The following is an 18,557-nucleotide window of genomic DNA, read 5'->3' as shown; positions in this document are numbered from 1 at the left end:
GAGCAGGGGGATACGCGGGTCAGCGGGTGGTGGGAGGCGCCGTGCTGCCCCGCACCTTCAGTTCGACGGGGAGGGTGTGCCGTGAGGCGGGCGGGATCTCGCCCCGGGAGACGTACTGGAGAAGCTGGGCGGTGGCGGTGCGGCCGACGTCGTAGGCGGGCTGGTGGACGGTGGTCAGGGACGGATGGGACAGCGAGGCCGCTCGGATGTCGTCGAAGCCGACCACCGAGACGTCCTGAGGCACCGAGAGACCCGCGTCCCTGAGCGCCGTGAGGGCGCCGAACGCCATCAGGTCGTTGGCCGCGAACACGGCGGTGCAGTCGAGGCCGCCGTCCTGGAGGAGCTTGTCGACCAGGACGTAGCCGGACGCTTCCTTGAAGTCGCCGACGCGCTCGACGACTTCGCCCCCGAAGGCCTGGACGAAGCCGTTCGCACGGGAGACGCTGCTGGGCAGGGCCCCGGGTCCGGTCAGCATCAGGACCCGGCGGTGACCGAGGGAGCGCAGGTGCTCTCCGACCAGCCGCCCGCCCGCCTCGTGGTCGGCCGTGGCGATGAGGGCGCCCTCCAGCCCCTCGACCTCCTCATCGGCGAGCGCGATGGGGAACTTGCCCATCAGGGCCTCCAGCCGGCGCCGGGACGGCGGGGATCCCGAGGCGTACACCATCCCGTCGATGAACCGGCTGCGGATCATGCCGAGATAGCGGTCCTCGCGATCGGCGTCGAACTCGGTGTTGCACAGGATCAGGCCGTAGCCGAGGTCGTGGGCGGCGTCCTCGGCGCCCTTGGCGAGCTCGGCGAAGAAGGTGTTGCTGATGTCGGGGATCAGCAGGCCGATCACCGAGGTGGAACCGGCCTGCAGGCTGCGCGCCAGCGACGCGGGGACGTAGCCGAGCCGGTTGACGACACCGCGCACCCGGGTGGCGGTCTCCTCGTTGACCGGCCGGTTGCCGCTGAGCACGTGCGAGACCGTGGTCGGGCTGACCCCGGCCGCCGCGGCCACGTCCTTGATGGACGCCGCACCGCGGACGGGGGCCCTGTCGGGCTCACGGGTCATAGTGCTGCACCGCCCTTCCGTGGGAGGTGTCGAGAATCCGCGCCACCCGCGCGTCGGCCTCCGCGAGAAGCGCCGGCTCGTCCACGGTGAGCAGCCGCCCGTCGCGCATCAGGACGCGGCCGTCGACGATCACCATACGTACGTCACTGGCGCGGGCGCTGTAGACCAGGGCGGCGCGCGGGTCGTGCAGCGGACGGCAGTGCGGTCCGGACAGGTCGGTGAGGACGATGTCGGCCCGCATACCCGGCTCCAGAGCGCCGACCCGGTCCGCCAGGCCCAGGGCGCGGGCGCCGCCCCGCATGGCCAGGCGCAGGGTGTCGGAGACGGTCATCCAGGTGGCGTCGCGCACCGCCTGCTTCTGGGTGAGCGCGACCAGCCGCAGCGCCTCCCACACGTCGAGAGTGTTGTGACCGGCGGCGCCGTCCGTGCCGACCGCCACCGTGACCCCCGCGCCGAGCAGCTCGCGGACCGGGGTGAGCGGGGACAGCGCGTGCTTGAGATACACCTTGGGGCAGCAGGCCACGGCGGTCGTGCTCGCGTACTCGGCCAGCAGCGGCAGGTCCTGCTCGACGATGCCGCAGCCGTGCGCGATCAGCACACCCGCCTCAAGCACCCCGGTCTCGTACAGCACCCGGATCGGGGTGATGCCGCGCCGCTCAAGACTGGACTGCGTCTGCTCCACATGCTCGGCGGCGTGGATGTGCGTCCGCAGGCCGAGGTCCCGGGCGTACCCGGCCAGGGTCCGCAGGTCCGCGTCGTTCACCGTGTACGGGGCATGCGGCCCGAGCGAGACGGTCACCCGGCCCGCCGCCCGCCCGTGCCAGGTCTCGGCGAACTTCACGCCGGCCTCGAGGGATTCCCGGCCCCCGCTGCTGAAGTACGTGGGAGCGATGTCGGCCCGCAGGCCGGTCTCGGCGACCGCCTCGGCGATCTGCTCGGGGAAGAAGTAATGGTCGGTGAAGGTGGTGACGCCGGAACGGATCATCTCCGCGCAGGCCAGCCGCGCCCCGGCCCGCACGTCCGCCGCAGTGAGGTTGGACTCCATCGGCCAGACGCGCTCGTTGAACCACCCCTCGACCGTCACGTCCTCGGCCGCACCGCGCATCAGCACCATGGGGCTGTGCGTGTGGGCGTTGACCAGGCCCGGTACGGCGAGCAGCCCGCGCCCGTCGACGACCTCCGCGGTGTCGTCGTCAGGGGCGGCGCCGGTCGGCCGCACCTCCTCGATGACACCGTCCGCGACCACGATGTCCCGCGCCGGGAGGATCTCGCACGCGCCCTCCGGCGGAACCCGCAGCACATCGCAGCCGCTCACCAGGAGACGGCCCGCGGACGGAGGCGTTCTGTCGCTCATGCGGCACAAGCTAGATATCCAAAACGTTTTGCACAACAGGCGAACGCTCGCAACTGGTAGAAGACGGGCATGACCACTTCACTCCACCCTCGTGGCGCCACCCGATGACCGCCGGTATCGACACCCCCGACCGCCGCGGCCGCACCGGACTCGACCGGACCGGCCTGGACCTGACCGGCAACCCGCGTGTGAAGGTGCGCGAGGTGACCCTGCTCTCCAGTCACTGGTACGTCGAGCGCGCGACGACCTTCGACCTCCAGCGTGCCGACGGCACCTGGAGCACCCAGCAGCGCGAGACGCACGACCGCGGCAACGGGGCCACCATGCTGCTGTACGACACGGAACGCGAAACGGTGCTGCTCACCCGCCAGTTCCGCTACCCCGTCTACGTCAACCTCCAGTGGGCCGCGTTGGAGGGGCCGTTCGCGGGCTGAACCCGCGTACTGTCTTGACTTGAAGAGCACTTCAAGCTGAAGACTCCCGTTCACGTGCCCCGAACGCGGGCGCGGAACGGGAGGCATCCACCATGAAGTACCGCACGATCGGCACCGACCCGAAGACCCGCCGCGAGGTGAGCGTCCTCTCCCTCGGCGCCATGCTGTTCGGCTCACGCACGGACGAGGCGACCTCCTTCGCGGTGCTCGACCGCTATGTCGAGGCCGGTGGCACTTTCATCGACACCTCCGACAACTACGCCTTCTGGGAGGACGGAAGCCAGGGCGGGCACAGCGAGGAACTGCTCGGCCGGTGGCGGCGCAGCCGCGGTGTCGGCGACGAGATCGTCATCGCGACCAAGCTGGGCGCCCGCCCCCTCGCTCCCGGCACCAGCTATGTCGACAACCCGGAAGGCCTGTCGGCGAAGGTGATCCGGGAGTCGGCCGAGCGCAGCCGGGAACGGCTGGGTGTGGCCAAGCTGGATCTGCTGTACGCACACATCGAGGACCACAAGGTCCCGCTCCAGGAGACCGTCGAGGCATTCGCCGAGCTGGTGGCCGAGGGCACGGTCGGACTGCTCGGAGTCAGCAACCACGCCATGTGGCGGGTGGAGCGCGCCCGCGCTCTCGCCGCCGCGGCCGGGCTACCCGGCTACGAGGTGCTTCAGTACGCGCACAGCCATCTGCGGCCCCGTACCGACGTACCGAGTGACCTCTTCCCCGACGGCAGCCTCGGCCACGCGGGCGCCGAGCTGCTGGGCTATCTGCGGGCCGAGCCCGGACTGACCCTGGTGGCCTATTCGCCGCTGCTGAAGGGGGCCTACACCCACCCGGACCGGCTGCCCGCGGACTTCGACCACCCCGGGGCCCCGGCCCGTCTGAAGGTGCTGCGGGACGTCGCGAAGGAGACCGGCGCGACCGTCAACCAGGTGGTGCTGGCCTGGCAGATCGGCGGCGAGCTGCCGATCGTACCGCTGGCGGGGGCGTCGTCGGTGGCGCAGCTGGACGAGAACCTGGCCGCCGTCGACCTGGAGCTGACCGAGGAGCAGCGGGCCCGGCTGGACGCGGCTCACTGACCGAGACGGTCGTTCGGCTCCGCAGTAGGCTGCTGGGAGAGCCGAAGGAGAGCGGGTCATGTCCATGCTGCCCACCGAGCGATCCATCCGGACCACCCCCGAGGGCCTCCTGTGGGAGCCCGGCGAACGCTGGGTGCGCGGCGTCAAGGGTGATGTCACCGTGGTGAACAGCCGGCATCCCGTCCTCGTCTGGGAGCCCGAACTGCCCGTACCGCAGTACGCCTTTCCGCGCGAGGAGGTCCGCACCGACCTCCTCCGTCCGGCCAAGAACCCGCCGACCGGCACGCACACCGGCTCACAGGTCTTCTACGACCTCGAGGTCGACGGCGAGGTGGTGGAGAACGCGGCGTGGACCTTCCCCGCCGAGGATCTGGCCGGGCACATCGCCTTCGCGTGGTTCCTGCGCTGGGACAGGGGTCTCGACCGCTGGTACGAGGAGGACGAGGAGATCTTCGTCCACCCGCGTGACCCGCACAAACGAGTGGACGCGCTCCCCAGCAGCCGCCATGTCCAGGTCGAGATCGACGGCACGCTCGTCGCCGACACCCTTCGCCCGGTGCTGCTCTTCGAGACCTCGCTGCCGACGCGGTACTACATCCCGCCCGAGGACGTCCGCCGCGATCTGTTCGTCCCCACCGACCACCACACGTCATGCCCGTACAAGGGCACCGCCGACTACTGGTCGTGGCGGGGCGAGGCCGACGTACCGCCGAACCTGCTCTGGAGCTACCCGGACCCGCTTCCCGCGGTGGCCGCGATCAGGGGGCGCTTCGCCTTCTACAACGAGGCGATCGACATCACCGTGGACGGCGAACGCCTCGAACGCCCGGTCACCCCGTTCAGCGCGTCGCTCGGCACCCGGCCGCGCCCGTAGCGCGGGGCCGGTCAGGGCCTGACCAGCAGACGGAAGTCGAAGGCGTACCGGGAGGCGCGGTAGATGTGCGTTCCGTACTCGATCGGCCGGCCGGTGTCGTCGTAGGCCGTGCGCTGCATGGTGAGCAGGGCCGCGCCCTCCTTCTCGTCGAGGCGGGCGGCCTCGTCGGGGGTGGCGGAGCGGGCGCCGATGGTCTGGCGGGCGCTGTGCAGGGTGATTCCGGCGGAGCGCAGCAGACGGTACAGGCCGGTCGACTCGAGCCGGGGAGTGTCCAGGGCGAGCAGGCCGGCCGGCAGATGGTTGCAGAGGAACGCCACCGGCTGGCCGTGCGTACGGCGCAGCCGCTCCAGGACGACGACCTCGGCGCCCTCCGCGAGCCCGAGGGCGGCCGCGACCTCGGCGGTGGCCGCCACCCGCTCGTTGCGCAGCACCTCCGTGGTGGGTCCCTGCCCGGCCGTCTCCAAGTCGTCGTAGAGACTGCTGAGTTCGAGCGGGCGCTTGACCTGGCTGTGCACGACCTGGGTGCCGACGCCGCGGCGGCGGACGAGCAGCCCCTTGTCGACGAGGGACTGGATGGCCTGGCGGACGGTGGGCCGGGACAGGCCGAGGCGGATGGACAGGTCGATCTCGTTGCCGAGGAGGTTGCCCGGGGCGAGCACGCCGTGCTCGATCGCCGCCTCCAGCTGCTGGGCGAGTTGGTAGTACAGAGGCACCGGACTGCCCCGGTCCAGGGCGAAGTCCACCGCGTCGAGCCCGGGGGAGGGCACGGCACGCGCGGCGCCACCGGTCCTCGCCATGCTAGCCAACTCCCTGTGAAGGACGGTCGGTTGAGGCGGGAGATACGGCCGCGTACTGTACGGTCGTCGCCAGATCCCAGCCGGACAGCAGCCCGTGACACAGCGCCCCGCCGAACGCCCCGCCCCCGCCATGGCCGTTGACCGGCCCTGCGGGGGCGGGAGGCGCCTCGGCCGTGCTGCCGTCGTGGCGCATGGCGAGTACGCCCGCGGCACCCAGCCTGACCACCGCCGTCTCGACCCCCGCGTCGAGCAACGCCCGCGCGCACGCGAGCGGTTCGCGTACGCCGGTCATGGTCCGGCATGCGTCGAGGGTGCCGACCGCGACGGTGGCGTGCCGCAGCGCCTCGGCGTAGTACGGGCGGGCTTCGTCCGGGTCCGACCAGGACTGCGGGCGCCAGTCGAGGTCGAAGACGGTGATGCCGGCCCGGCCGCGGGCCTTGAGCGCGGCGAGCACGGCGGACCGCCTGGGCTCGTGGCTCAGGCCGGTACCGGTGATCCAGAAAACGCGGGCCGCGCGGATGGCGAAGCAGTCCATCTCGTAGGGATCGTCGCCGGTGGAGGTCAGCACGACCGTGGAACGGCCCAGGCCGGCGGCGGCGACCGCCACGTCCGCGGCCGCGTCCCCGATTCCTGTGCGGCCCATCGTGATGAGATCATATGGCTGGGCTGACTCGGCCATGCGCGCTCCTCGTCGAGCTGAGGGAAGGTGGTCCCACCCATGGGGCCTGCCGACTCTCAGGTTGTAGGGCGCGAAGACCGATGCTGTCAATGGTTTGTTCTAACATTCGGACCTGTTTGTGAAATGATGTCTTAACAAAGTATTGACAGCGGCCCCGCCAAGGGATTTGATCCCGTCCCAGCAGACAAGCCACGTTCGGCGGCGCAAGACCCGGACCCGTAAGGGCCCGGCCTCCGGATCCCCAGATCCGCCGCCTCCTGCGCCGTCGTTCCCCGTCGCACAGTGAGGTGCAGGAAAGATGGACCGCTCCGCTCGCTCCCGCAGATTCGCCCCCGTAGTGGCCGTGGCGGCAGCAGCTGCCCTCACCCTCGCAGGCTGCTCCAGCAGCTCCGGCGGCAAGAAGGCCGAGGAGAGCGCGGAAGGCGCCTCTGCGGGCAAGGCCAACACGCCCCAGATGACGGTCGCACTGGTCACGCACCAGGCGCCCGGTGACACCTTCTGGGACATCGTCCGCAAGGGTGCCCAGGCCGCCGCGGCCAAGGACAACGTCAAGCTGATCTACTCCGCCGACCCCAACGCGGGCAACCAGGCCAACCTGGTGCAGAACGCCATCGACCAGAAGGTCGACGGCATCGCGATCACCCTCGCCAAGCCGGACGCCCTCAAGGACGTCGTCAGCAAGGCGAAGGCGGCGAACATACCCGTCGTCGGCCTCAACTCCGGTGTGAGCGAATGGCAGAAGCTCGGCCTGATGGAGTTCTTCGGCCAGGACGAGACGGTCGCGGGCGAGGCACTCGGCAAGCGGCTGAACGAGGCCGGCGCCAAGAAGGCCGTCTGTGTCATCCAGGAGCAGGGCAACATCGGCCTGACCCAGCGCTGTGACGGTGTGGCCAAGACCTTCAACGGCGACATCGAGCCCCTCAACGTCAACGGCACCGACATGCCGTCCGTGAAGTCGACGATCACCGCCAAGCTCACCGAGGACAAGGCGATCGACCACGTCGTCACGCTCGGTGCCCCGTTCGCGCTGACGGCCGCACAGGTGGTCGAGGAGACGGGCAGCAAGGCCAAGGTCGCCACCTTCGACCTCAACAAGGAGCTGACCAGCGCCATCAGCGAAGGCAGCATCGAGTTCGCCGTCGACCAGCAGCCCTACCTCCAGGGCTACCTCGCGATCGACTCGCTGTGGCTCTACAAGAACAACGGCAATTACATGGGCGGCGGAGAGCAGCCGGTGCTGACCGGCCCGGCGTTCGTCGACAAGTCCAACGTCGAGGCGGTCGCCGCCTTCGCCGCGAAGGGCACCCGGTGATGAGCATGGCCCAACAGGCTGAGCCGGCGGTGACCACACCGCCGGCCCCCGGCCCCGGCAAGGAGAAGGACGGGCGGACCGCACAGCGCCCGCTGGCGCTACGGCTGCTCGGCCGCCCCGAGATCGGCGTCTTCCTCGGCGCCGTCGCGGTGTACATCTTCTTCCTCGTCGCGGCGCCGCCGGTGCGCGACGGCAGCTCGATGGCGAACGTCCTGTACCAGTCGTCGACGATCGGGATCGTGACGATCCCGGTGGCGCTGCTGATGATCGGCGGGGAGTTCGACCTGTCGTCCGGTGTCGCGGTGATCACCTCGGCGCTGACCGCGAGCATGCTCGCCTACCAGCTGAGCATGAACGTCTGGGTCGGCGTGCTCGCGGCGCTGCTGGTCTCGCTGGCGGTCGGGTTCTTCAACGGCTGGATGGTGGTCAAGACCGGACTGCCGAGCTTCCTGGTCACCCTGGGCACCTTCCTGATGCTCCAGGGCATCAACCTGGCGGTGACGAAACTGGTCACCGGCAATGTCGCGACCGACAACATCAGCGACATGGACGGCTTCGACCAGGCCAAGGCCATCTTCGCCTCGTCCTTCGAGGTCGGCGGCGTCAATGTGAAGATCACCATCGTGTACTGGCTGGTCTTCGCGGCGATCGCCACGTGGGTCCTGCTGCGCACCAAGTACGGCAACTGGATCTTCGCGGTCGGCGGCAACAAGGACAGCGCGCGGGCCGTCGGTGTCCCGGTCGCCTTCACCAAGATCTCGCTGTTCATGCTGGTCGGCCTCGGCGCCTGGTTCCTCGGCATGCACCAGCTGTTCTCCTTCAACACCGTGCAGTCCGGCGAGGGCGTCGGCATCGAGCTGATCTACATCTCCGCCGCGGTGATCGGCGGCTGTCTGCTGACCGGCGGCGCCGGCAGCGCGATCGGCCCGGTCTTCGGCGCCTTCATGTTCGGCATGGTGCAGCAGGGCATCGTCTACGCCGGCTGGAACCCCGACTGGTTCAAGGCGTTCCTCGGCGTGATGCTGCTCGGCGCCGTCCTGATCAATCTGTGGGTCAGCCGTACGGCGACCAGGAGGTGACCCGATGACATCCAGCAACGGAACCGGCACGCACGGCGCAGTCCTCGCGGACGCCGTCCCCGACAAGGACACGCCGATCGTCGAACTGCGCAACGCGGGCAAGTCGTACGGCAACATCCGCGCCCTGCACAGCGTCGACCTGAAGGTCTTTCCCCAGCAGGTCTCCTGCGTCCTCGGCGACAACGGCGCCGGCAAATCCACCCTCATCAAGATCATCTCGGGGCTGCACCAGCACACCGAGGGCCAGTTCCTCGTCGACGGCGAGCCGGTGCGCTTCTCCACCCCGCGCGAGGCCCTCGACAAGGGCATCGCCACCGTCTACCAGGACCTCGCCGTGGTCCCGCTGATGCCGGTCTGGCGGAACTTCTTCCTCGGCTCCGAGATGACCAAGGGCCCCTGGCCCGTCCGCCGCCTCGACATCGAGCGGATGAAGAAGACGGCCGACGAAGAGCTGCGCAACATGGGCATCATCCTCGACGACCTGGAGCAGCCCATCGGCACGCTCTCCGGCGGCCAGCGCCAGTGCGTGGCGATCGCCCGCGCCGTCTACTTCGGCGCCCGCGTCCTCATCCTGGACGAGCCCACCGCCGCCCTCGGCGTCAAGCAGTCCGGCGTGGTCCTGAAGTACATCGCCGCCGCCCGCGACCGGGGTCTCGGCGTCATCTTCATCACCCACAACCCCCACCACGCCTACATGGTCGGCGACCACTTCAGCGTCCTGCGCCTCGGCACCATGGAGCTGAACGCCTCCCGCGACGACGTCAGCCTCGAGGAACTCACCAACCACATGGCCGGCGGCACCGAACTGGCCGCGCTCAAGCACGAGTTGAGCCAGGTCCGGGGCGTGGACGTCGAGAAGCTTCCGGAAGAGGGGGACCTCACCGCCCCCGTGGCGACCTCCGCCGAAGGGAAGTCCTGACATGACCCCTGCGCTGGACCGCATCCGGGTCGGCTCGGCCCCCGACTCCTGGGGCGTCTGGTTCCCCGACGACCCGCAGCAGGTGCCCTGGGAACGCTTCCTGGACGAGGTCGCGGAGGCCGGCTACCCCTGGATCGAGCTGGGCCCGTACGGCTATCTCCCGACCGACCCGGCGCGGCTCACCGACGAGATCGCCAAGCGTGACCTGAAGGTGTCCGCGGGTACGGTCTTCACCGGCATGCACCGCGGCCCCTCCGTCTGGGAGTCCACCTGGGAGCACGTCAGCCAGGTCGCCGCGCTCACCCAGGCCATGGGCGCCCGGCATCTCGTCGTCATCCCGTCCTTCTGGCGCGACGACAAGACCGCCGAGATCCTCGAACCGCCGGAGCTGACCGGCGAGCAGTGGGCCCACCTCACCAAGGGAATGGAACGGCTCGGACACGAGGTCAAGGAGGCGTACGGACTCGACATCGTCGTCCACCCGCACGCCGACACCCATATCGACACCGAGGACCACGTCGAGCGGTTCCTCGACTCGACCGACTCCGAACTGGTCAACCTCTGCCTGGACACCGGCCACTACGCCTACTGCGGCGGCGACAGCGTCAAGCTGATCGAGACGTACGGCGAGCGCATCGGCTATCTGCACCTCAAGCAGGTCGACCCGGAGATCCTCGCCGACGTGGTGGCGAACGAGGTGCCGTTCGGGCCCGCGGTGCAGCGCGGGGTGATGTGCGAACCCCCGTCCGGGGTACCGGAGTTGGAGCCGGTTCTGGTCGCGGCCCAGCGGCTGGGCGTGGACCTGTTCGCGATCGTCGAGCAGGACATGTACCCGTGCGAGCCCGACAAGCCCCTGCCCATCGCCGTGCGTACACGGAAGTTCCTGCGGTCCTGCGGTGCCTGACTACTGCCTGACCACGGGAAATGATCGTTGTTAGACACAGCGTCATATTACTGAAGCGTAATAATCCGAGGGATACCGCGAGTAACTTACGCGTGAGTAGGGTCGCGGCAATCCATTGTGGAGCGGTCCGAGGACGCCGTGGGACGACGTGCGTCCTCGACCCCACCTGCCCGGCCTGACCCCACGAGGCCGGGCAGGCCGCTCCGCATGCCTCTCCCCAGGAGGAGCCGCATGTCTCTCGGAAGATGCCTGCTCATAGCGGTGTCCACCGCCGCCTGCCTCGGTGCCCAGGCCCTGCCGGCCGCCGCGGCGGCGGACGCGGACACCGAGGTGGTGTCCCGGGGTGTCACGATCCCCGCGTTCTACAACCCGCCGGCCTCACTCCCGGCGGCCGATGGCGCGTTGATCCGCAGTGAGCCGCTGCACCTCGCCCTGAGCCTGCCCGGCCTGAACGGAACGCTGCCGGGCGAGGCGACCCGTCTGATGTACAAGTCCACGGATTCCAACGGCAGACCGGTGGCCGTCACCGGCGCCTACATCGAACCCTCCGCCGCCTGGAAGGGCTCCGGTCCGCGTCCGCTGGTCGCGGTGGCACCCGGCACCATGGGGCAGGGCGACCAGTGCGCGGCCTCCATGGGCCTGGAGCACCCGCTGCGGTTCAACGGCCGGACGGTGTCCGTCGGTTACGAGAATCTGGCGGTCTACCGGCTGCTGGCCAAGGGCGTCGCGGTGGTCGTCACCGACTACGCCGGACTCGGCGCGACCGACCGGCTGCACACGTACGTCAACCGGGTCGACGAGGCGCACGCGGTGTTGGACGCCGTCCGCGCGGCCCGTGCCCTCGCCGGGGCGTCGGTCACCTCCGGTTCGAAGGTCGGTCTGTTCGGCTACAGCCAGGGCGGCGGGGCCTCGGCCGCGGCAGCCGAGCTGCAGCCCTCGTACGCCCCGGAGTTGACGCTCGCGGGCACCTATGCGGGCGCTCCGCCGGCCGACCTGGACGCGGTCACCGAGGCCATCGACGGCAGCGACCTGGCCGGGGCCCTGGGCTGGTCGCTCAACGGGTTCCTGCAGTCCGACCCGGAGCTGCGGCCGATCGCCGAGGCCCACCTCAATGACAGGGGCAAGGCCGCGCTGAAGGACCTGTCGACGATGTGTGTCGGCGACGCGCTCTTCGGATACGGCTTCGCGAGCAGCACCAAGTGGACCAAGGACGGCCGGTCCATCAGCGAGATCATCCGCTCCGAGCCCAAGGTCCAGGCGTTCCTCGACGATCAGCGCATCGGCACGCATCTGCCGAAGAGCCCGGTCCGTCTCGCCACCGGCACCGCGGACAACCTCGTACCGCACGGGCAGTCCCGCGATCTCGCCGCCACGTGGTGCAAGAAGGGAGTCGACATCACCTACAAGGCGGTGGTCCTGCCCAGCCTCGGCGACGCGCTGCTCAACCACTTCGCGCCCCTGCTCGCCGATCAGGGTGCGGCGGTCTCGTGGCTGACGGACCGTCTGGCGGGCGAGCCGGCGAAGTCCAACTGCTGGAGCATGCCCCTCCAGCCATGAGAAGAGGGGGCTCGGCGGTTCGACCGCCGGGCCCCCTTTCTCGTACGTCAGACCGCGCGCACTTCCTCGATCGTCACCGGCCGGTGCTCGTGCAGCGACAGCGTGCACGCGTCCGCGATCCAGCCCGCCTCCAGCGCGTCCGCGATCGTGCACGGCGAGGGCCGGGTACCGGCCACGACCTCGGTGAACGCGGTGAGTTCGGCGCGGTAGGCCGCGGTGAAGCGGTCCATGAAGAAGTCGTGCGGGGTGCCCGCCGGGAAGGTCACGCCGGGCTCGACCGAGCGCAGCGGCAGCTTGTCCTCCAGGCCGACGGCGATGGAGTCCGTGAAGCCGTGGATCTCCATCCGGACGTCGTAACCCCGGGCGTTGTGGCGGGAGTTGGAGACCACGGCGATCGTGCCGTCGTCCAGGGTCAGGATCGCGCCGGTGGTGTCGGCGTCGCCCGCCTCCTTGATGTAGTCCGCACCCCGGTTGCCGCCGACGGCGTACACCTCCGTCACCTCGCGGCCGGTCACCCAGCGGATGATGTCGAAGTCGTGCACCGAGCAGTCCCGGAAGATGCCACCGGAGGCGGCGATGTACGCAGCCGGCGGCGGCGCCGGGTCGAGCGTGGTCGACCGTACGGTGTGCAGCTTGCCCAGCTCGCCGCTCTGCACGGCGGCCCGCGCGGCGACGAACCCGGCGTCGAAGCGGCGGTTGTAGCCGATCTGGATCGGCACGCCGCTGCCCTCGACGGCCTTCAGTACCTCGACGCCCTCGCTCATCGTCTTGGCGACGGGCTTCTCACAGAACACGGGGATACCGGCCTCGACCCCGGCCAGGATCAGCGCGGGGTGGGCGTCCGTCGCCGCGGCGACGACGATGCCGTCCACGCCGGCGGCCAGCAGGGCCTCGGGCGAGTCCACGACCTCGGCACCGAACCGCTCCGCGGCGGCCTTGGCGGCCTCCGCGAACGGGTCGGTGACGACGAGGGAGTCGACCGCGTCGAGTCCGGACAGAGTCTCGGCGTGGAAGGCGCCGATGCGGCCGAGGCCGAGGATGCCGATACGCATGGGGTGTTGCTCCTTGGAAGGTGCGGGTTTCTTGCCTTGCGGAGAAGTTTCAGTCGAGTCCGCCGAGTACGTTCTGGTCCCAGTCGATCACCGAACCGGTGACCACGCCCGACCGGTCCGACAGCAGGAAGACCACGAAGTCCGCGATCTCGTCCGGCTGGCCCAGCTTTCCCATCGGCAGCTTCCCGGCAGCCTCCTCACGCCAGTCGTCCCCCGCGCCGTGGAAGGTCTTCTGGGTCGCGTCCTCGCCCTCCGTCGCGGTCCAGCCGATGTTGAGGCCGTTGATCCGGATCCGGTCCCAGCGGTGCGCGTGCGCGGCGTTGCGGGTCAGGCCGATGAGCCCGGCCTTGGCGGCGACGTACGGCGCCAGGAACGGCTGTCCGCCGTGGGCCGAGGACGTGATGATGTTGACGATCGTGCCGGGCGCCTTGCGGGCCACCATGTCCTCGACGGCGGCCTGCATGGTGAAGAAGGGCGCCCTGAGGTTGATCGCGATGTGCTGGTCGAACAGCTCGGGCGTGGTGTCGAGGAGCGTGCCCCGTGAGGTCAGCCCCGCCGAGTTGACCAGGCAGTCGATCCGGCCGTAGGTGGAGACGACGTCGCCGACGGCCGTCTTCGCCTGCTCGGCGTCCGCCAGGTCGACCCGGATGAACATGGCCTTGCCGCCGGCGGCCGTCAGCTCGGTCACCAACGCCTCGCCGGGGGCCGTACGCCGGCCGGTGACGGCCACGATCGCTCCCTCGCGGGACGCCGCCCGCGCGACGGCGGCGCCGACGCCTTGGCTGCCGCCGCCCACGAGGACGACCTTGTCGTCGAGAAGTCCCATGTCGTGTCAGGTCCTTTCAGCTCTCGCGCCGCTCGGCGCCGGCCCGCAGCTCGTCACGCAGAGCCTCGGATGTCCATGCCTCACGCGCCGCCCGCCGTACGACGTCGGCCTGCGAGGGCGGGGCCAGACCGTCCACCGGCGGATCGCTGTCGAGGTTGGTGGGGAAGGGGTAGCCCTCGGCGCTCGCGGCGATGACGTTGTCCAGCCACCGCTCGCCTTCGGACCTGCGCTTGAGCAGCACGGGGTAGAGGGCGTTCGCGATCGCCTCCCGGTCCACCGTCTCCATCGCCCGCCCGAACGCGGACGACACCTGGAGGAGGTTGGCCATCCGCCGGATGTCCGCGGAGCGGTTGGTGCCGGCGGCGTGGAACAGGGCTGGGTTGAAGAAGACGGCGTCGCCCTTGGCGAGCGGAAGCTGGACGTGCCGGTCCGCGAAACAGTCCTGGAACTGGGGCAGTCGCCACGCCAGATAGCCGGGCTCGTACGACTGCGAGTACGGCAGGTACATCGTCGGGCCGGACTCCACCGGCATGTCGCAGTGCGCGACCGCGCCCTGAAGGGTGAGCACGGGGGAGAGGCGGTGGACGTGCGCCGGGTAGGCGGCGGCCGTCTCGTTGGAGAGGAACCCGAGGTGGTAGTCCCGGTGTGCGGTCTGGGCCGCGCCGCCCGGGTTGACCACGTTGACCTGCGAGGTGACCTGGTAGCCGGGGCCGAGCCAGGCCTGCGAGACGAGAGCCAGGATGTCGTTGGCGTAGTAGTCGGCGAACGCCTCGGGGTCGTACAGGGCCGCCTTCTCCAGGGCGTTCCACACCCGGTCGTTGGCGCCGGGCTTCGCGAAGTGGTCACCGGCGCTCGCGCCCGAGGCGTGCTGCTCGGCGATCAGGGCGTCGAAGACGGCGGTGAGACGGTCGACGGCGTCCAGGTCCGGAAAGGCCCGCCGGAAGACGACGATGCCGGGTCCGTCGGTCAGCGCGCGGACCAGCTCGGCCTGGACGTCCCGGCGGTTCGTGTCGCGCAGCCGGTCGCCGTCGTACACCAGGACGTTCTGCTCCACGGCCGCAGCGTGCGGGTAGTCGGCGGTCTCGGTCGTCCGCTCGACCAGCGCGCGGAAGGCGTCGAGATCGCAGTCCTGCTCGGTCAGCCAGGAGGTGGAGGACATCGTCGTCCCTTCGGTGACAGCGGCGACTCAGCCCTGTCATTCTTGTCAGTACAAACCCGTCGAACAACCAGCAGGCAGCCATCAAAAACCCCTCAGGGCAACCTAAGGAGCCGTCCCTATGGGCCACCCCTTCCCGATCCGGGAGATCGCACGTCAGGCAGGCCTGAGCGAGGCCACCGTCGACCGCGTGCTCAACGGGCGGGGAGGAGTGCGCGAGAGCACCGAGCGCGAGGTCCGGCAGGCCATCGCCGATCTGGACCGGCAGCGCACCCAGGTCAGGCTGGTCGGCCGCACCTTCATGATCGACATCGTGATGCAGACACCCGAACGGTTCTCCACCGCCGTACGCGCCGCCCTCGAAGCCGAGCTGCCGTCCCTGCACCCGGCCGTCGTACGCTCCCGCTTCCACTTCCGGGAGACCGGCCCGGTGCGGGAGCTGACCGCGACGCTGGACCGGATCGCCCGGCGCGGCTCGCAGGGCGTGATCCTCAAGGCGCCGGACGTCCCCGAGGTCACAGCCGCCGTCACCAGGCTCGCGGAGGCGGGCATCCCGGTGGTGACCCTGGTGACGGACCTGCCCGCCACGCCGCGCCTCGCCTATGTCGGCATAGACAACCGGGCCGCCGGGGCGACCGCCGCGTACCTCATGGGCCAGTGGCTCGGGGACCGCCCCGGCAATGTGCTCACCAGCCTCAGCAGCGGGTTCTTCCGCAACGAGGAGGAGCGCGAGATGGGCTTCCGCAGCGCCATGCGCGCCCGGCACCCGGACCGCACGCTGGTCGAGATCGCCGAGGGACAGGGCCTCGACGCCACGCAGTACGACCTCGTCCGCGCCGCCCTGAAACGCGACCCCGACATCCGGGCGGTCTACTCGATCGGCGGCGGCAACATCGCCACCCTGCGCGCCTTCGAGGACCTGGGCCGGGAGTGCGTGGTGTTCGTCGCGCACGACCTCGACCACGACAACACCCGGCTGCTGCGCGAGCACCGGCTGTCCGCCGTCCTCCACCACGACCTGCGCCAGGACATGCGCGAGGCCTGCCACCTCGTCATGCGGGCCCATGGAGCCCTCCCGCCCGCGGGACCGGCCCTGCCGTCCGCGATCCAGGTCGTGACGCCGTACAACATGCCTACGGCGTGACCCAGGCACCGCTCTCGGCCGACCGCGCCATCGCGTCGAGTACGGCCGCACTGTGCACGGCGTCCGCGAGCGTCGCCCCGTACGGGGCGCCCTCGGCGATCGAGCGCAGGAAGCGGTGGGCCTCGATGACCTTGAGGTCGTCGTAGCCCATGCTGTTGGCCGCGCCCGGCTGGAAGGCGGCGTACTCGCCGTCGCCCGGGCCGACGTAAACCGTGCTGACGGGCTGGTCCTGGTACGTCGTGCCGCGGCTGACGCCCAGTTCGTTCATGCGGCGGAAGTCCCAGAAGACGGCGCCCTCGGTGCCGTGCACCTCGAAGCCGTAGTTGTTCTGCTCGCCGACGGCGACCCGGCTGGCCTCCAGGACACCGCGGGCGCCGGAGGCGAAGCGCAGCAGGCAGCTGACGTAGTCCTCGTTCTCGACCGGGCCGAGTGCGCCGCCGGTGGCACGGGTGTGACCTGCGGTGGCGCCGAGGGGGCGGGCCCGCTCGGGGACGAAGATCGCCGTGTCGGCGGTGAGTGACGCGATGTCGCCCAGCAGGAAGCGGGCCAGGTCGGCGCCGTGCGAGGCGAGGTCGCCCAGCACTCCGCTGCCGCCGCGCTCCCGCTCGTACCGCCAGGTCAGCGCGCCGTCGGGATGCGCCGCGTAGTCGCTGAAGAGCCGGATGCGGACATGCGTGACCGTGCCGATGTCGCCCGCCGCGATCAGCTCGCGGGCGGTCGCGACGGCGGGCGCGTTGCGGTAGTTGAAGCCGACCGCGCTCTGCACGCCCGCCTTGGCCACGGCGTCGGCGACCGACCGGGCGTCGTCGGCGGTCAGGCCGACCGGCTTCTCGATCCAGATGTGCTTGCCGGCCTCCGCCATCGCGACGCCGATCTCGCGGTGCAGGAAGTTCGGGGCGGTGATGCTGACCGCCTGGACGCGGGGATCGGCGGCCACCTCGCGCCAGTCGCGGGTGGTCGAGGCGAAGCCGAACTGCGCGGCGGCCTCCTCGGCCCGGCCGGGCACCTCCTCGGCGACGGTCACGAGTTCGGGTCGCAGGGGGAGTCGGGGGTAGTGGTGCGGGACTCGGGCGTACGCCTGGGTGTGCACCCGGCCCATCCAGCCGAATCCGACGACGGCGACACCGAGCGTATCCACCATGAGAGCCCCTCTTCGGCCACGTGGGCCTCTTTGGACCGGTCCATATCCTGTCCAGGCCACCCTGAGCGGGGTATCCGCATGGTGTCAAGGGCTTTGACAAGCCGTCCACCTCGTGGAACGGTCCACTTCATGAGAGCGCCGACCATCCGAGACGTTGCCGAACGCGCCGGTGTCTCCAAGTCGCTGGTCTCCCTGGTGCTGCGCGGTTCCGCGCAGGTACGGCCCGAGAAGCGGGACGCCGTGCTGCGGGCGGTGCGCGAGCTCGGCTACCGTCCCAACGCCGCCGCGCGCAGCCTCAGCGAGCAGCGCTCCCGCACGGTGGGCGTCCTCCTGAACGACCTGCGCAACCCGTGGTTCGTGGACCTTCTGGACGGCCTCAACTCCCTCCTGCACGACAACGGCCTGCACATGCTGCTGGCCGACGCCCGCCTCAACCGCCGCATAGGCCAGGACCTCGCCCGTCCCTTCCTGGACCTCCAGGTCGACGGCCTGGTCGTGGTCGGCACGCTGCCCGACCCGGCGGCGCTCGGCGCGGTCGCCGAGCGGATCCCCGTCGTCGTCGCGGGCGCGCGCGAGGCGGTGCCGGCCGGCGTCGACGTGGTCGCGGGCGACGACGCGAAGGGCGCGCGGCTGGTCACCGAGCACCTCATCGGGCTCGGCCACCGGCGGATCGCGCACATCGCGGGCTTCGGCGCGGTCGGCGAACTGCGGCGGCGCAGCTTCGAGGAGACGATGCGGGCGCACGGCCTCGCGGACGGCGCCGTGGTCGAACCCAGCGACATGACCGAGGAGGGCGGCTACCGCACCACCGTCCGCCTCCTGAGCCGCCCCGACCGCCCCACCGCCGTCTTCGCCGTCAACGACATCGCCTCCGTCGGCGCCCTCTCAGCCGCCGACGAACTGGGCCTGCGCGTCCCCCGCGATGTCTCCGTCGTCGGCTACGACAACACCAGCATCTCCCGCCTGCGCCACGTCTGGCTCACCACCGTCGACAACGCCGGCCACGAGGTCGGCCGCCGCGCGGCCCGCCGCCTGCTCGACCGGTTCGCGGGACGCGGGGGGCAGGGCGACGTCCACCTCGCCGTGCCGACGCTGGAGATCCGGGGGACGACGGGACCGCCGCCGACAGGGGAAAGCCGGAGTTCCGTGAGCGAACAGGTCCGGTAGCCTGACGGCTCATCATCCTGGGGGGATCTTGT

The 18,557-nt window shown here is 70.4% G+C and carries 17 protein-coding genes and 1 pseudogene; 10 read left to right on the top strand and 8 right to left on the bottom strand.

Features of this window, described 5'->3' with window-relative positions; genetic code table 11:
- Positions 1-19: 19 nt before the first annotated feature.
- Positions 20-1,054 (bottom strand): LacI family DNA-binding transcriptional regulator, encoded by a 1,035-nt coding sequence (locus OG828_RS06755; RefSeq protein WP_328500449.1) that lies wholly within the window; start codon positions 1,052-1,054, stop codon positions 20-22.
- Positions 1,044-2,408, bottom strand: a complete 1,365-nt coding sequence (locus OG828_RS06750; RefSeq protein WP_328500448.1) for an amidohydrolase — start codon at positions 2,406-2,408, stop codon at positions 1,044-1,046. Before OG828_RS06750 ends, OG828_RS06755 begins: the two co-directional genes overlap by 11 nt.
- A 104-nt stretch (positions 2,409-2,512) precedes the next feature.
- Between OG828_RS06750 and OG828_RS06745 the strand changes: the two are divergent.
- The 3 genes and pseudogenes from OG828_RS06745 to OG828_RS06735 all read left to right on the top strand — a co-directional run.
- Positions 2,513-2,803: pseudogene (locus OG828_RS06745) on the top strand (NUDIX domain-containing protein); the annotation flags it as partial.
- Positions 2,804-2,934: 131 nt separating this feature from the next.
- On the top strand, positions 2,935-3,918 hold the full coding sequence (locus OG828_RS06740; protein ID WP_328500447.1) for an aldo/keto reductase: 984 nt from the start codon (positions 2,935-2,937) through the stop codon (positions 3,916-3,918).
- A 58-nt stretch (positions 3,919-3,976) separates the two neighbouring features.
- Positions 3,977-4,792: a DUF427 domain-containing protein gene (locus OG828_RS06735; protein ID WP_328500446.1), complete on the top strand. Its 816-nt coding sequence runs from the start codon at positions 3,977-3,979 to the stop codon at positions 4,790-4,792.
- An 11-nt stretch (positions 4,793-4,803) separates the two neighbouring features.
- On the opposite strand, the gene OG828_RS06730 is transcribed toward OG828_RS06735, so the two are convergent.
- Positions 4,804-5,589 (bottom strand): GntR family transcriptional regulator, encoded by a 786-nt coding sequence (locus tag OG828_RS06730; protein ID WP_328500445.1) that lies wholly within the window; start codon positions 5,587-5,589, stop codon positions 4,804-4,806.
- Position 5,590: 1 nt separating this feature from the next.
- A complete protein-coding gene (locus tag OG828_RS06725; RefSeq protein WP_328500444.1) occupies positions 5,591-6,268 on the bottom strand; it encodes a PfkB family carbohydrate kinase in 678 nt (225 codons plus the stop codon).
- A 298-nt stretch (positions 6,269-6,566) separates the two neighbouring features.
- On the opposite strand from OG828_RS06725, the gene OG828_RS06720 reads away from it, so the two are divergent.
- The 5 genes from OG828_RS06720 to OG828_RS06700 all read left to right on the top strand — a co-directional run bounded on the left by OG828_RS06720 (position 6,567) and on the right by OG828_RS06700 (position 12,039).
- The gene (locus OG828_RS06720; protein WP_328351414.1) at positions 6,567-7,580 is read left to right on the top strand and encodes a sugar ABC transporter substrate-binding protein; all 1,014 of its coding nucleotides are present in this window, start codon (positions 6,567-6,569) and stop codon (positions 7,578-7,580) included.
- Positions 7,580-8,659 (top strand): ABC transporter permease, encoded by a 1,080-nt coding sequence (locus OG828_RS06715; protein WP_210569159.1) that lies wholly within the window; start codon positions 7,580-7,582, stop codon positions 8,657-8,659. Before OG828_RS06720 ends, OG828_RS06715 begins: the two co-directional genes overlap by 1 nt.
- 4 nt (positions 8,660-8,663) lie before the next feature.
- Complete coding sequence (locus OG828_RS06710; RefSeq protein WP_328351411.1) at positions 8,664-9,578, top strand: ATP-binding cassette domain-containing protein; 915 nt, start codon at positions 8,664-8,666, stop codon at positions 9,576-9,578.
- Position 9,579: 1 nt separating this feature from the next.
- Complete coding sequence (locus OG828_RS06705) at positions 9,580-10,482, top strand: sugar phosphate isomerase/epimerase family protein (protein ID WP_328437132.1); 903 nt, start codon at positions 9,580-9,582, stop codon at positions 10,480-10,482.
- Positions 10,483-10,713: 231 nt separating this feature from the next.
- Positions 10,714-12,039, top strand: coding sequence for an alpha/beta fold hydrolase (locus tag OG828_RS06700; RefSeq protein ID WP_328500443.1), 1,326 nt, complete (start codon positions 10,714-10,716; stop codon positions 12,037-12,039).
- Positions 12,040-12,086: 47 nt separating this feature from the next.
- Here OG828_RS06700 and OG828_RS06695 read toward each other — a convergent pair whose 3' ends face one another.
- Genes OG828_RS06695 through OG828_RS06685 form a run of 3 tightly spaced genes read right to left on the bottom strand, consistent with a single transcriptional unit; the run spans position 12,087 to position 15,076 of the window.
- Positions 12,087-13,091, bottom strand: coding sequence for a Gfo/Idh/MocA family protein (locus tag OG828_RS06695; RefSeq protein ID WP_328351404.1), 1,005 nt, complete (start codon positions 13,089-13,091; stop codon positions 12,087-12,089).
- Positions 13,092-13,140: 49 nt separating this feature from the next.
- Positions 13,141-13,917, bottom strand: coding sequence for an SDR family oxidoreductase (locus tag OG828_RS06690; RefSeq protein ID WP_328500442.1), 777 nt, complete (start codon positions 13,915-13,917; stop codon positions 13,141-13,143).
- Positions 13,918-13,933: 16 nt separating this feature from the next.
- Positions 13,934-15,076 carry a phytanoyl-CoA dioxygenase family protein gene (locus OG828_RS06685; RefSeq protein ID WP_328500441.1) on the bottom strand — a complete coding sequence of 381 codons (1,143 nt, stop codon included), beginning with the start codon at positions 15,074-15,076 and terminating at the stop codon, positions 13,934-13,936.
- A gap of 118 nt (positions 15,077-15,194) precedes the next feature.
- Between OG828_RS06685 and OG828_RS06680 the strand changes: the two genes are divergently transcribed.
- Positions 15,195-16,217, top strand: a complete 1,023-nt coding sequence (locus tag OG828_RS06680; RefSeq protein ID WP_301986103.1) for a LacI family DNA-binding transcriptional regulator — start codon at positions 15,195-15,197, stop codon at positions 16,215-16,217.
- Here OG828_RS06680 and OG828_RS06675 read toward each other — a convergent pair.
- Positions 16,207-17,358, bottom strand: a complete 1,152-nt coding sequence (locus tag OG828_RS06675; RefSeq protein WP_328500440.1) for a Gfo/Idh/MocA family protein — start codon at positions 17,356-17,358, stop codon at positions 16,207-16,209. The two genes, OG828_RS06680 and OG828_RS06675, sit on opposite strands and share 11 nt — an antisense overlap.
- 129 nt (positions 17,359-17,487) lie before the next feature.
- Between OG828_RS06675 and OG828_RS06670 the strand changes: the two genes are divergently transcribed.
- A complete protein-coding gene (locus OG828_RS06670; RefSeq protein WP_328500439.1) occupies positions 17,488-18,525 on the top strand; it encodes a LacI family DNA-binding transcriptional regulator in 1,038 nt (345 codons plus the stop codon).
- The last annotated feature ends 32 nt before the right edge of the window (positions 18,526-18,557 follow it).

This window comes from Streptomyces sp. NBC_00457, from assembly GCF_036014015.1.
Lineage (GTDB): Bacteria > Actinomycetota > Actinomycetes > Streptomycetales > Streptomycetaceae > Streptomyces.
The sequence above is the reverse complement of the archived record's forward strand: the minus strand, read 5'-3'. Positions and strand labels throughout refer to the sequence as shown.

Excerpts from the sequence above, each read along its gene's own strand:
- OG828_RS06720 (WP_328351414.1), top strand. The coding sequence starts at position 6,567 with ATGGACCGCTCCGCTCGCTCCCGCAGATTCGCCCCCGTAGTGGCCGTG.
- OG828_RS06710 (WP_328351411.1), top strand. The coding sequence starts at position 8,664 with ATGACATCCAGCAACGGAACCGGCACGCACGGCGCAGTCCTCGCGGAC.
- OG828_RS06690 (WP_328500442.1), bottom strand. The coding sequence starts at position 13,917 with ATGGGACTTCTCGACGACAAGGTCGTCCTCGTGGGCGGCGGCAGCCAA.
- OG828_RS06685 (WP_328500441.1), bottom strand. The coding sequence starts at position 15,076 with ATGTCCTCCACCTCCTGGCTGACCGAGCAGGACTGCGATCTCGACGCC.
- OG828_RS06675 (WP_328500440.1), bottom strand. The coding sequence starts at position 17,358 with ATGGTGGATACGCTCGGTGTCGCCGTCGTCGGATTCGGCTGGATGGGC.
- OG828_RS06670 (WP_328500439.1), top strand. The coding sequence starts at position 17,488 with ATGAGAGCGCCGACCATCCGAGACGTTGCCGAACGCGCCGGTGTCTCC.
- OG828_RS06725 (WP_328500444.1), bottom strand. The coding sequence starts at position 6,268 with ATGGCCGAGTCAGCCCAGCCATATGATCTCATCACGATGGGCCGCACA.
- OG828_RS06730 (WP_328500445.1), bottom strand. The coding sequence starts at position 5,589 with ATGGCGAGGACCGGTGGCGCCGCGCGTGCCGTGCCCTCCCCCGGGCTC.
- OG828_RS06715 (WP_210569159.1), top strand. The coding sequence starts at position 7,580 with ATGAGCATGGCCCAACAGGCTGAGCCGGCGGTGACCACACCGCCGGCC.
- OG828_RS06680 (WP_301986103.1), top strand. The coding sequence starts at position 15,195 with ATGGGCCACCCCTTCCCGATCCGGGAGATCGCACGTCAGGCAGGCCTG.
- OG828_RS06755 (WP_328500449.1), bottom strand. The coding sequence starts at position 1,054 with ATGACCCGTGAGCCCGACAGGGCCCCCGTCCGCGGTGCGGCGTCCATC.
- OG828_RS06735 (WP_328500446.1), top strand. The coding sequence starts at position 3,977 with ATGTCCATGCTGCCCACCGAGCGATCCATCCGGACCACCCCCGAGGGC.
- OG828_RS06740 (WP_328500447.1), top strand. The coding sequence starts at position 2,935 with ATGAAGTACCGCACGATCGGCACCGACCCGAAGACCCGCCGCGAGGTG.
- OG828_RS06705 (WP_328437132.1), top strand. The coding sequence starts at position 9,580 with ATGACCCCTGCGCTGGACCGCATCCGGGTCGGCTCGGCCCCCGACTCC.
- OG828_RS06695 (WP_328351404.1), bottom strand. The coding sequence starts at position 13,091 with ATGCGTATCGGCATCCTCGGCCTCGGCCGCATCGGCGCCTTCCACGCC.
- OG828_RS06750 (WP_328500448.1), bottom strand. The coding sequence starts at position 2,408 with ATGAGCGACAGAACGCCTCCGTCCGCGGGCCGTCTCCTGGTGAGCGGC.
- OG828_RS06700 (WP_328500443.1), top strand. The coding sequence starts at position 10,714 with ATGTCTCTCGGAAGATGCCTGCTCATAGCGGTGTCCACCGCCGCCTGC.